The organism is Pleomorphochaeta sp., from assembly GCF_050031695.1.
Classification (GTDB): domain Bacteria; phylum Spirochaetota; class Spirochaetia; order Sphaerochaetales; family Sphaerochaetaceae; genus Pleomorphochaeta.
This window is the reverse complement of the sequence record NZ_JBNAIC010000029.1, coordinates 35,544-48,521: the sequence shown is the minus strand read 5'-3', so window position 1 is coordinate 48,521 and position 12,978 is coordinate 35,544. Positions and strand designations below refer to the sequence as shown.

Here is a 12,978-nt window from a genome sequence, read left to right as displayed (position 1 = left end):
TTCTCCATTTATCTTTTTATTTTTCGAATTTTTTTTCTGGCCAGATTTTGACATCTTTATCTAATAACCATTTATGCTCATCCCTATAATATCTTGTAGTTGGCAACCATCTATCATCTTCTAAATGAGGAATCATCCAAATGTAATACATTGCGTACCCAGGAGCTGCAACTTGAGAATGAGTTGTATCTGGTTTTATTAATGAAGTATCACCATCTTTTACAACAAAGGCATCATCGTCTAACATGGAAACTCCAAAACCTTGTTTTGGGAAAAATTTATAATGATAAATTTCAGGTTGAGGATGATCGTGAGGTGGATAACTTGAGAATTTACCAGGATGATTTATAACTTCACCCATAACCATATTAGAATATGGTGCAATTTCACCATCAAAAATAGTTCTAACACTTCTAATTGAAGTATTATTAAGAACATCTTTACCAAAAATATCTGTCCTAACATTATCTTTGTTATATATCTTTGAAGGGAATATGGTTTCGTTTTGACATCTTTCAATACATATTTCACTATCATTTAGTGCAATAATTTTTATTTTTACATCTTTAGAAACATGTAAAACTATAGGTTCTTCATCAAAACAAGAATACCTTTCTGCAATATATTTTTTATCTTCATAAATAAATTCGATTTTTCCACTTATTAATAAATAAGCTCTTTCTAAATTGCTATCAGATTCAAAAATATCATCTGTATCTAATTTTAATATTCCAAAGTCTAATAACATTTCTTTATTTGTGCCATTTAATTCAGTAATGGTGGTATACCCACATTTAAATTCTTCGTTTCTTTTAACAATCATAATATAAATTCCTATTTGTTTTTGCAAACGTTTGTATTTTTATATAAATAAAAAATAAATGATATTTATTTATTATTTTGCAAACGTTTTCATAACTATACTTTAAAAACATATATTAAATTAGTCAAGAAAAAAATGAATTAATATATAAAATTTTACACTTTTTGAGTGTGATAATTAATTAAGTAGAGTCTCTTTCAATAAGTACAGGCTTGATACTTATTTTATTAGTGTTATCTAATGATCCTTCATTATTTATTTGCCTAAATAACTTGTCAACAGCAAAAAGAGCTAATTCTTCTCTTGGTTGGTGTATAGTAGTAAGAGATGGATTTGCATATTCACTAAATTCACTATTATCATAACCTACTATAGAAATATCATGAGGGATTTTTACATTTAATTTATTCAATGCTCTCATTGCTCCTAAAGCAATTAAATCATTTAAACCAAATATAGCAGTAGTTTTTAATATTGAATCTATATTAGATTCAACACATTCTTTTCCACTCCAATAATCTAAGGAACAAAATAATTTATTTATTGTACCACCATTTTTTATAATTTCGTCACAAAAAGCTGTTTCCCTTAATTTAAATTCCTTATGGTAATCATCAACAGCTAGAACAGTAAAATGTTTATGTCCCTTTTTTAATAAATGTTTAGCAACTATTTTACCACCTTCATAATGGTCTGTATAAACAATATCAAAATTTTCAGTTTTTTCAATTGGAGGATAGTGAACAAAAACAGATGGAACATCCCTATTTTTAATAAAATCTATAGTTTCCTCATTAGGATCTTCAATTAATAATATTAATCCATCAATTTTTTTTCTATTAATCAATCTAATAATATTATTATGATTTGTATAATGATTAATTTGATAAGTTACTATTAAATCTACATCTCTTTTTTCTAAATTTGTTCGTAATGAATTTAATAATATATTATGATATGCACTAATATTAATTTTTGAAAAACCCTCAGGTAAAACAATTGCAATTGTATTAGCTTTAGAAGTTATTAAACCTCTTGCATTTGCATTAAACTCAAAATCAAGTTCTTTTGCAATTTTATTAACTTTATATTTTGTTTTTTCAGAAACTAAAGGACTATCATTTAAACATCTAGATACTGTTGAATAACTAACTCCAGCAATAGCTGCAATATCTTTTATTGTAATATTATTTGACATACAACCTCTTATTAAATATATAACAAAGCTACAAAAAGAATAAACAATAATTAAATTATTTTATTCAAAATACATTAAATAGAAAATCACTTTTAGTTAAGGCATTCATTTAAATGCTATATAATAATTTTTTATTTATTATACTCACAATCTTTGTTAGCGTCCATAATAAGTTATCTTTAATATTATATAACTCAATCAAATTATATGAATAATCAATTTAATTATATAGAAAAATTGATATATCATAAATAATAACTACTATAATAAATTAAAAATATTGACATACCAATTATTTGATAATATCATATTTACATCAATGTGCAATGAATATTAAATTATAATTGATATATCAATTATAATTTAATATTTTGATTAGGAGAGTTATAATGGTTTATGATATTGTAATGATAGGTCATGTATCAAAAGATATAATGATTTACAAAGATAGTGTTCAGAAATTTTTAGGTGGACCTGTAATTTATTCTTCAATTGCTGCAACTACTAATAATAAGAATATAAAAGTAATCACAGTTGCAAACAAAGAAGCTGAAAGCGATTTAATGGTTATGAGTGATAATGGTGTTGATGTTACAAGACTTGACTCAGAAAAAACAACAAGTATTGAAAATATTTATTTTTCTGCTGACAAAGAAAAAAGAAAAGTAACATTACTTTCAAGAGCAACCAATTTCTCTATAGATAATATGATTGATTTTGACGCAAAAATAGTACATCTTGCAGGTTTGTTCAAAGATGAAATACCTGATAGTTTTATTGAATTTTATTCAAAAAAAGCTGAAGTTGCAATTGATGCTCAAGGACTATTAAGAGCAAGTACAAACAATGATTTATTATTTAAGAATTGGGACAATCTTGATGAATATAGTAAATATATTACATATTTAAAAACAGATGCAGCTGAAGCTGAAATATTAACCGGTGAAAAAGATAGAAAAAAAGCAGCTAAAATTTTAGGGGACAAAGGGATAAGAGAAGTTATGGTTACTCACAATACCGAAGTTCTTATTTACAGTGATGGTAAGTTCTACACAGCACCATTTAATCCTAATAATTTAAGTGGCAGAACAGGTAGAGGCGATACAACTTTCGCGGCTTATCTATCAAAAAGATTAGACTCTTCAATTCAAGATTCTGTAAATTATGCTGCTGCTTTATGTTCAATAAAAATGGAGACACCTGGACCTTTTAAAGGTACATATAATGATGTAATTGAAAGAATAAAAACTTTTAATTAAAGATTTTATTTAAAATTTGCTTTTTATCTTTTATAATAAATCTGAGGATACAAATGATTAACAAATTAACAATTCACAGCGGTGCAAATAATACTAAAGCTAACTCTATTGAATACTTATTATGTGCAATTAATTTTAAACATTCATATATAGAAGTTGATGTTAGAGTTAGCTTAGATAACATTTGTTTTTTGGCCCACGATAATCTTATAAATAACATTGAACTAGATTCACTTAATTTTAATGATGCAAAAATTTATGATGAACAGTTAATTACACTTGATCAAGCAATTAGTTTTGCTAAAAAATATAATACTAAGTTAAATATAGATATAAAAGATGACAAATATATAGAAAAAATCATATCTTGTATTGAAGAAAATGATTTTGTTAATAATTGTGTTATATCAGGTACTCATCTTGAAGGTGCTAAACTTATTAATAAAATTAATAAGAACATTAGAATAATTATCAATTTTGAAGAAGAATACTATGACAATATTGAATATTATGTAAATGAATATAAAAAAATTATTCTTTTTGGAATTAATATAAATTATCTATTATTAGATTCACCTTTATTTTTTAAACTAAGAGAATTGAATTTTCCAATTTTTACGTGGACAGTAGATAATTTGAAAGATTTTGAGATATGTAAAAGAAATGAAGTATTTAATATTACAACAAATTATCCAAATCTATTTTATTAATTAAAACTAATCTATATATGTAAGTATATAATTAATATTTCACCAATAATCTTTATATACTTATTAGTATTATATCACATCAATATCTCATTAAAAAAGCATCCAACCTTTTTGGATAATTTCTTTATAACTTAATTTAATTTCACCTCACTATTTCTTTTTAGCTTTAGAAGAGTATAAAAAAAAGTTAAAGTTATTACAACTTTAACTTTTTATTCACAATACAAAAATATTAATAATACTCAGGACAATAATCTCCCATACCTCTTGCTTGTGGCTTTAATTTTTCACTAGCTAAATGCGATGTATCTGCAACACATAAAGCTCTAGGGATTGCCCATTTAGAAGATCTTTGGTCAAAATAAATATCAGTAAGTGAAGATGGCCAACAATAAAAACCACTGAAAACTAATGGTAAAGGTATTTCTAACAAATACGATAAGAAATATAAACAAGTTCCATTATGAGTGAAAATAGCAATTCTATCATTATTTTCTTTGATAACTTCAAATCTACCATTCACTCTTTTATAACCTAGAGATAATAAAAACTCATCACAATTTACAACAAATTTTTCCCAGCTTTCTTTTACTCTCGGATTATCGAATGGATGCTTTGTATACCAATCATTTTTTGTTGGCATCTGATCATATTGTCTAATTGTTTCACCATATGTATCCCAAATACAATATTCTTGATTAGATTGAACTATCTTTAATTCTTCAGGTTCCATTAGCCATTTATGAATATTTACATCAATATTTAATAGCTTTGATGTAGGTTCTGCTGTTAATTTTGCTCTAACCATATTTGAGCTATATATTTTATTTACGCCATAATCTTTTAATCTGTTAGCTAAAACTTTACTTTCTTTATATCCATTTTCAGTTAATCCATCTGGATTATAGCTTGGATCTGCATGTCTAATAATATATAAGTGCATTAATATTTCCCTATCAAGACATCTACCTATTTAATTAAATAAATAGGTAGATATTGAATTAATTATCTTTGTTGTTGAATCCAAGCGTCTGTATCGTTTTGAGCTTGATCCATTGCTTCCATTGGAGTTTGTTCACCTAATAATGCTTTTTCAACTTGAATAGCGAAAATTGATCTTGGTTCACTTGCTCTATATGGATAACGTGGTACCCATAAATTTTCCATAGTTTTTAATACTTCAGAAATTTGAGGAATTACATTGATAGAATCCCAATCTAAAGCGCTATTAATTGTTGGAAGTGATCTATATTCTTCCCAGAAATATCTTTGGAAAGTTTCACTTGATGAGAATTTAATCCATTCCCAAGCAATATCTTTAACTTCAGATGAGCTACCAATAGCACAAGGAGAACCTGCAAACATATTACCCATATTATATTCAGGATTAACAAAAAGATGTGAAATACCAATTCTATCATCCCAATTTAAAGCTTCAATTTTTGATAAACTTTTTGGATCATCTCTTAAGTTAATTGCAATATTATTGTCAGGAGTATAAAGTTTTTCATCACCTTGTCTTGAAACATTTCCAGGTGGGCAATATTTTAGATTTTCTCTCATCCAATCAACAGCAGCAACCATTTCGTCAGTATTAAAGTTTACACTCATATCATCCCAAGAAAAACCAGAACCCCATGTATTACCTAAACCTTCACTAATATTCATAGCTGTATCAGCTAAATAACTACCACCGAAATATCTAAGACCATAGTTTTGTTCACCAGTTTTTGGGTTAATACCAGTCATCATAGCTGCTTTTGTTTCAATTTCTTCTAAAGTTGGATATTGTGATAAGTATTCTACACCCCAGTCATCAAATAATTTTTTATCATAAGAAATATATCTTGTATCACCAATAAAAGGTAAACCATATATACTTAAATCATCATCATTAGGTCCAATTGCTTCCCAACCTTTTACTTGGTTACCAATATATTTATTTAAATCAAAATTATCTTTTTCAATGTATGGAGTCAATGGTTCTAATAAACCCATTGCTGCAATTGATGCGATACCAGGAACTTGATATACGTCAGAATCGTTATTCTGTAGCATAGCAATAGTTTTTTGTGTATAACTATCCCAACCCATAATTACAAACTCAACATCAACTTCAGGATGAAGTTTCTCAAATTCTTCTTCTAGGTAATGAACACCAACTATTTTTTTACCACTAATTGGATCTGTTGTGTCTTCTTCTTTAAAAGAACCGATTAATTGAATACGTAAAGGTGTTTTTTCAACCTTTGCTGTTTGACTTTCTTCAGAACTACCTGAAGAGAAAATTGAATTAGATATTAATACTAATAATATCATTGAAAGAGTTAAAAACTTCTTTTTCATACGAACCTCCTATTCGCCTTTAATGCCACTCATAGCGACACTTTCTATAATATATCTTTGGAAAATTAAGAATACGATAATAACTGGAACAATACTTGAAGCAGACAATGCCATTGAAAGTCCAGCATATGCAGTTCCATCTTCTAGTGAGAATTTTGATAAATATATAGGTATTGTTTGTAACTTCTGGCTAGTTAATACAATTAATGGCCATAAGAAATCATTCCAAGATCCCATAAATATCAAAATAATTAAGGTAGCAATCATTGGACCACTTAATGGTAAAAATATTTTATTAAATATTTTATACTCTGTAGCTCCATCAATCCATGCAGCTTCTCTAATAGTATTTGGTAAATTATCAAAATATTGTTTTGATAATAAAACAGCAAATCCTAATTGTGGCATAGTTAAAACTAGTGGAAAGAATGTGTTTGACATATTCCAAGCACTAAACATCATATACATTGGTATTAATCGACTTTCTAAAGGTATCATCATAGTCCCTAAAACTAAAAAGAATAATATTTTTTTACCTTTAAATGTTCCCTTTGAAAATGCATAACCACCTAATAAAGCAGTAAATAATGTTGTTAAAACAGTAAAAAATGCAATTATAAACGAATTAGCATAGGCTTTAAATAAAGTTCCATTTTCAATTACTAACTTATAATTAAACATGGATGGTTCTTGTGGAATCAAACTTGGTGGAAATGGTGGCTGTAAATTTGCATATCTTTCTAATGAAACACTTATCATCCAAATAAATGGTGCAATTAATAGTATTGAAAAGGCAATTAATAAAGTAATTGCAAATATATTAAAGCTTAAATTATTTTTTTTACTCATTTAAATCCCCTACTATAATTTCATTTTCGATGACTTAATATTTATAAATGTGATAATAAATATTAAAGCAAATTGAACATAAGCTGCAGCTGATGCAACTCCAAATTCATTTCCCATAAATCCACGATTATAAATATACGCTGTCATTGTTGTTAATGCTCCACCTGGAGACCCATTCCCTCTTCCTAAAATGTAAGGTTCTGTAAATGTTTTTAAACCTTCAATAGTTCCAAGGATTAGAAGGAAAATAAAAGAATTTCTCATTAAAGGGACTGTTATATAAAAGAATGTATGAATTTTTTTTGCACCATCTATTAATGCTGCTTCATATATATCTTTAGAAATAGTTTGTAAATTAGCAATAAATATAATTATTACAAAACCAAGCCAGTGCCAAACCATCAATAAAATAGTTCCCCATCTAGCAGATCTAGCATGAGCTAAATATTGAATCGGTTCAAATCCAAATATTCCTATAAATGAATTTAATAATCCTTCTTCAGGATGTAAAACAAATATAAATATCATACCAGCAGCAACAACTGATGTTACATATGGAATAAAATATACTATTTTAAATAAGGTTTGAAAAAATGAAGATAATTCATTTATACAGTAAGCAATAACAAATCCAAGTGGTATAGAAATTAATAATTTAAAAAAACTTAAATAGATTGTTGTATATACAGCGTTCCAAAAAGTTTTATTAGTAAGAATTATTTTGTAATTTCTTAAACCTACAAAATTTTCTATTGTTCCATTGGATTTAAAAAAACTAAGTCTCAATGCTTCTAATATCGGGTACGCCATAAAAAATGCTAACGCTAATATGGTCGGAAGCAAGAAAGAATACCAAATTAAGGTTTGATTATGTTTTGTTTTAAGCAATATGGTCTCCTTTTGTTTATCAATGATATATCAATAATATTTTTTATATATATCTAATATTTATTAATGTGACTATATATTATTTCAAAAATGTAAAATGTCAAGAAAATTTATTATTTTTTTTAATTATTTTTAATCCTAATAAAAATTAGTAATAATATTTGACTTATTAACATATATGATATATAAATAATTGATATAACAATAAATTTAATTAAGGATTTAAAAATGGAATATAAATACTTATCAATAAAAAAAGATATTATTAAATGCATTAATGATAATATTTTCAAATCTGATGAAAAGCTTCCTTCTCAACTACAACTTCAAGAAAAGTATAATGCTAGTAGAATCACTATCATTAGAGTTTTAAAAGAATTAGAAAAAGAAGAATTCATATATTCCAAACCAAATAAAAAAGGAATGTTTATTAAATCATTATTTGAAAACATTAATAAATACATTTTAGTTATTTTAGGAGATATTACATCTCATTATGATTCTAACTTACTAAAGGGGATAGAAGATCAATTACATATCAATGGATATAAAACAATAATATGCAATTCAAATAGAAACTCAATAAAAGTAGAAGAATTTATACAAAGTCAAGATTTTTCTAGTATTGATGGTGTAATTTATATTCCTGCTATTGAAAATAAATTTGAAAAAAACAACAAGAAGATATTAGAATATTTTATAAAAAATAATATAAATTATGTATTAATTGATCAAAACGTAGCTTCAATTAATTCTAATATAGTAACAACAGATCATAAATTATGCTCTTATAATATAACAAATATTATGCTAAATAAGGGCCTAACAAAGGTATTAATCGGTAGTGGCGTTTATTGTTATTCAATTCAAGAAAGAATTCAAGGAATAGTTAATGCTTATAATATCAATGATAAAAAATTTAATTATTCACAAATAATTACTATTAATGATTCAAATTACCCAATAGATGAAACTCACAATTCTAAAGAATTTGAGGAATTAAAAAAACAATTAATCGCTTTCGGTAAGATAGATGCCTTTTATGCGTTAAACAACAGGATCTTAAACATTTTTTTAAAAGCAATGTTGTCATTAAATATTGATGTATCAAATATCAAATTATTCTTACACAATGAATTAAATAAACCTGTAGATCCTTATACTAATTCAATTTGCTATGTAGACCCTCATTTAACAAAAATGGGTAGAGAGTCTGTTTCGCTATTAATCGATAATATTAATAAAAACAATGATGATGTTTTTATTACTAAAATAATTAAATCAACAATACACGAGAGGTAAATTATGGCAAGCTTTACAAAAGATGGATTCAAACCAACTTACGTTGGTAACATTTTTGTAAGTGAAAATTGTTTTAAATCAAAACATTATGATGATAATCATGATATTTTGACTTATGAAGAAAATAAAGGGATATTACCAAATATAACTTGGGACAAACATGAAAATATTGTTAAAATGTATGAAAGAGTTTGGCAATTAGCTTTTGAGCATATATATTATCCTAAAAAAGGCTCATCTTTTGCTAGTGCATATATTGATACTGCATATAATAAAAATATTTTTATGTGGGACTCTTGCTTTATTACAATGTTTGCAAAATATGGAAATAGAGCATTCCCATTTCAAAATACATTAAATAACTTTTATAGTTCACAACATCCTGATGGTTTTATTTGTAGAGAAATAGATGACAGTGGAAAAGATGAATTTCATAGATATGATCCTGTAAGTACTGGTCCAAATATATTAGCATTTGCAGAAAATGATTATTATAAACTATTCGGTAATAAAGAAAGATTAAATGATGTTTTTACCCCTCTAGTTGCATACCATCAATGGTTAAAAAATAACCGAAGATGGAAAGATGGTTCTTATTGGTCTAGTGGTTGGGGCTCAGGCATGGATAATATACCTAGAGTTGATAAAAAATACCATATTAGTTATTCTCATGGTTTTTTAAGTTGGGTTGATGCAACTCTTCAACAATACATAAATGTATCTTTACTAGTAGATTTCAGCTACGAGCTTGAAAGATGGCAAGAAATATTAGATATAAATAATGAAAAGAAATCATTAAAGAATTACATATTGAACAATATGTGGGATGAAGAAAAAGGATTTCTATTTGATATTGACGAAAATGGAAATAAAATTGACACAATGCATATTGGTGCATTTTGGATTTTACATACCGATATATTAAACAAATCCCAATTAGATAAAGTTGTAAGTAAATTAAAAAAAGGTGGAGCTTTCTATAATAAATATATGGTACCATCAATTCCTCCATCTCATGAAGAATTTAAAGATGATGGTTGTTATTGGCAAGGTGGAGTTTGGGCGCCTATGACCTACACTATTATAAGTGGTCTAATTAAAAATGGTTATTATAATGAAGCTTTCGATATTTCTAATAAATGTCTAAAACAAGTAGAACAAGTTTTTAATAAAACAAATACATTTTTTGAATACTATTCTCCAACAACAGCAGATCCAGGACTATTTGCAAGAAAAGACTTTATAGGATGGACTGGATTAATACCTGTTTCAGTATTATTTGAATCAATTTTTGGAGTTATTTGCGACAAATCTAATAATAAGATAAAATGGAATATTAAATTAAAAGAAAGTTTCAGTCTTTCTAATTTACCATTTGGGAATAATATTATTTCATTAAAGAGCAAAGGTATCATAAACGATAAATTAACATTAGAAGTAGAAAGCAGTGATAATTTTATTCTAGAAGTTACTTATGATAATAAAATTTCATCTTTTAATATTACAAAAAAGAAAGAATCAATTACACTCTAATAATATTTTAATATATTTAATAACCACTATAAAATTTATAGTGGTTTTTTAGGATAAAAAAGTTGCTCTATAAATAGAGCAACTAATTCAATATAGGTAAATTGGGGGGGGTATATATTTAATTTTAAATTAAATCAATTATTTTACAATTTTAGTACCTTGATCTCCATGAAGAGCATCATAAAGGTTAGATGGATCTGTAATTAAGCCCATATTTCCAGTACTTTCTACAAAATCAACAATAGCTTGAACTTTCGGAAGCATTGAACCTGGAGCAAAATGACCTTCATCTACATATTGTTTTGCTTCATCAGTTGAAATAGTATCTAATGTTTTTTGATTAGGTTTACCGAAGTTTAAACAAACTTTTTCTACTGCTGTAGAAATTACAAATAAATCAGCACCTAATTGCTTTGCCATAAGAGCTGCAGCTAAATCTTTATCAATAACAGCTTCTTTACCACTTAGCTTACCATTTTCACCTCTAACAACAGGGATACCACCACCACCTGCAGCAATAACAGTAATTCCATTGTCACCTAATACTTTAACAGTATCAATTTCAACAATTGATTGTGGTTTTGGTGAAGCAACAACACGTCTCCATCCTCTTCCTGAATCTTCTTTACAAATCCAACCGTTTTTTTCCATTCTTTCTTTTGCAACTTCTTCACTCATAAAACTACCAATAGGTTTAGAAGGGTTATTGAAAGATGGATCATCATCTGCAACTTCAACTTGAGTAACAATAGTAGCAACTTTATTAGTTAGACCAACTTTTGCAAATTCATTATCTAAAGCCATTTGTAATTGGTAACCAATAGCACCTTGAGTGTCAGCTACACAAGAATCTAAAGGAACTGAATGTAAAATATCTGTTGAATGTTCAGCTCTTAATAAAATGAATCCAACTTGAGGTCCATTACCGTGTGCAATTACTACTCTATGTCCATCTTGAACTAATTTTGCAATATGTTCTGCTGTTTTTCTTGCTGCTTCATATTGAGATTCAACTGTTACATGTTTTGAATCTTCAATTAAAGAGTTTCCTCCAATTGCAATAACTATTAATTTACTATCCATAATTCCTCCACTAAAGTATTTTAGCTTTATCATTTTTCTAATTTTTATCTTTGTGTCTGTATAATATCACAATTGCAACAAAATGCAACACTTATTTTATTAAATTGTGATTTTTTTTAAATTTAATAAAAATACTATATAAATATTAAGATATATCATTAAAAAATTTAGTAAAAATTTAGAATAATCTAAAAATAGATAAAATTAGAATATAAATTCTACTGAAATAATAGATTTTTAAATTGTAAAAATAAATAAAGAATATATTATCCCTTCTAAATAAAAAAAATGATATAACTCTATTGTTATTTATGCTTTATTCATGTTATTAATTTGAACAAATGTTTTAGGAGAGTAACAATGGATATTGAAAAGAAAGAACTTTTTTTATTTGCACTTTTTATTACTGCTATGGTATTAGTAAATACGGTAGGAACTAAAATTATATCATTATTTGATATTAGACTTTCTGTTGGTATATTCTTTATGCCTGCCTTGTATTTAGTAACTGACATTATTGGAGAAGTTAAAGGAAAAGATAGAGCTCTTTTCTTTGTTAGAGTATCAATAATAATGTTAATTTTTCTTTTTGCTATGGTTGCTTTATGTGTTGCTATCCCACCACATTCAAGTTATCATTTAAATGAAGAATATAAACAGATTTTTGGATCAACACTAAGAATGACATTCGCTTCTTTGATTAGTTTTGCTATTTCTCAAAATATAGATATTTTTATTTTTTCATTTGTAAAAAAAATAACAAAAGAAAAACATCTTTGGATAAGAAACAATGTTTCTACTATGATAAGTCAGTTTTTTGACACAACGATTTTTATGTTCGTAGCATTTTATCATCTTACTCCTAAATTTAATGTTTCTTTTATCATTTCATTAATAATACCATATTGGATTTTTAAAATTATTTTTGCACTAATAGATACACCTTTTTGCTATTTAGGAGTAAAATGGTTAAAAAAAGAATAAATT

12 protein-coding genes are annotated in these 12,978 nt (G+C 26.3%); 5 read left to right on the top strand and 7 right to left on the bottom strand.

The annotated features are described in order from the left end of the window. Positions 1 to 16: 16 nt before the first annotated feature. Both ACPKM0_RS05930 and ACPKM0_RS05925 read right to left on the bottom strand, forming a co-directional pair. Positions 17 to 823: a 5-deoxy-glucuronate isomerase gene (locus ACPKM0_RS05930; protein ID WP_472474235.1), complete on the bottom strand. Its 807-nt coding sequence runs from the start codon at positions 821 to 823 to the stop codon at positions 17 to 19. 181 nt (positions 824 to 1,004) lie between these two features. After that, positions 1,005 to 2,021, bottom strand: a complete 1,017-nt coding sequence (locus ACPKM0_RS05925) for a LacI family DNA-binding transcriptional regulator (RefSeq protein ID WP_472474234.1) — start codon at positions 2,019 to 2,021, stop codon at positions 1,005 to 1,007. A 389-nt stretch (positions 2,022 to 2,410) separates the two neighbouring features. Here ACPKM0_RS05925 and ACPKM0_RS05920 point away from each other — a divergent pair, with 389 nt between their 5' ends. Next, complete coding sequence (locus ACPKM0_RS05920) at positions 2,411 to 3,280, top strand: PfkB family carbohydrate kinase (protein ID WP_472474232.1); 870 nt, start codon at positions 2,411 to 2,413, stop codon at positions 3,278 to 3,280. 53 nt (positions 3,281 to 3,333) lie between these two features. After that, the gene (locus ACPKM0_RS05915) at positions 3,334 to 3,990 is read left to right on the top strand and encodes a glycerophosphodiester phosphodiesterase (RefSeq protein WP_472474230.1); all 657 of its coding nucleotides are present in this window, start codon (positions 3,334 to 3,336) and stop codon (positions 3,988 to 3,990) included. A gap of 232 nt (positions 3,991 to 4,222) precedes the next feature. Here the strand turns inward: ACPKM0_RS05915 and ACPKM0_RS05910 are convergent, their stop codons facing one another. The 4 genes from ACPKM0_RS05910 to ACPKM0_RS05895 all read right to left on the bottom strand — a co-directional run bounded on the left by ACPKM0_RS05910 (position 4,223) and on the right by ACPKM0_RS05895 (position 8,073). Next, positions 4,223 to 4,933 (bottom strand): histidine phosphatase family protein, encoded by a 711-nt coding sequence (locus ACPKM0_RS05910; RefSeq protein ID WP_472474228.1) that lies wholly within the window; start codon positions 4,931 to 4,933, stop codon positions 4,223 to 4,225. 62 nt (positions 4,934 to 4,995) lie between these two features. After that, positions 4,996 to 6,336, bottom strand: a complete 1,341-nt coding sequence (locus ACPKM0_RS05905; RefSeq protein WP_472474226.1) for an extracellular solute-binding protein — start codon at positions 6,334 to 6,336, stop codon at positions 4,996 to 4,998. Positions 6,337 to 6,345: 9 nt separating this feature from the next. Beyond that, a complete protein-coding gene (locus tag ACPKM0_RS05900) occupies positions 6,346 to 7,185 on the bottom strand; it encodes a carbohydrate ABC transporter permease (protein WP_472474224.1) in 840 nt (279 codons plus the stop codon). Between the two features lie 12 nt (positions 7,186 to 7,197). Next, a complete protein-coding gene (locus tag ACPKM0_RS05895) occupies positions 7,198 to 8,073 on the bottom strand; it encodes a carbohydrate ABC transporter permease (RefSeq protein WP_472474222.1) in 876 nt (291 codons plus the stop codon). Between the two features lie 228 nt (positions 8,074 to 8,301). Here ACPKM0_RS05895 and ACPKM0_RS05890 point away from each other — a divergent pair, with 228 nt between their 5' ends. Both ACPKM0_RS05890 and ACPKM0_RS05885 read left to right on the top strand, forming a co-directional pair. Further along, a complete protein-coding gene (locus ACPKM0_RS05890) occupies positions 8,302 to 9,375 on the top strand; it encodes a GntR family transcriptional regulator (protein WP_472474220.1) in 1,074 nt (357 codons plus the stop codon). Between the two features lie 3 nt (positions 9,376 to 9,378). After that, on the top strand, positions 9,379 to 10,908 hold the full coding sequence (locus ACPKM0_RS05885) for an MGH1-like glycoside hydrolase domain-containing protein (RefSeq protein ID WP_472474218.1): 1,530 nt from the start codon (positions 9,379 to 9,381) through the stop codon (positions 10,906 to 10,908). Between the two features lie 138 nt (positions 10,909 to 11,046). Here the strand turns inward: ACPKM0_RS05885 and arcC are convergent, their stop codons facing one another. Next, positions 11,047 to 11,991: a carbamate kinase gene (arcC, locus tag ACPKM0_RS05880; protein WP_472474216.1), complete on the bottom strand. Its 945-nt coding sequence runs from the start codon at positions 11,989 to 11,991 to the stop codon at positions 11,047 to 11,049. A gap of 360 nt (positions 11,992 to 12,351) precedes the next feature. Here arcC and ACPKM0_RS05875 point away from each other — a divergent pair, with 360 nt between their 5' ends. Further along, positions 12,352 to 12,975, top strand: coding sequence for a queuosine precursor transporter (locus tag ACPKM0_RS05875; protein ID WP_472474214.1), 624 nt, complete (start codon positions 12,352 to 12,354; stop codon positions 12,973 to 12,975). The last annotated feature ends 3 nt before the right edge of the window (positions 12,976 to 12,978 follow it).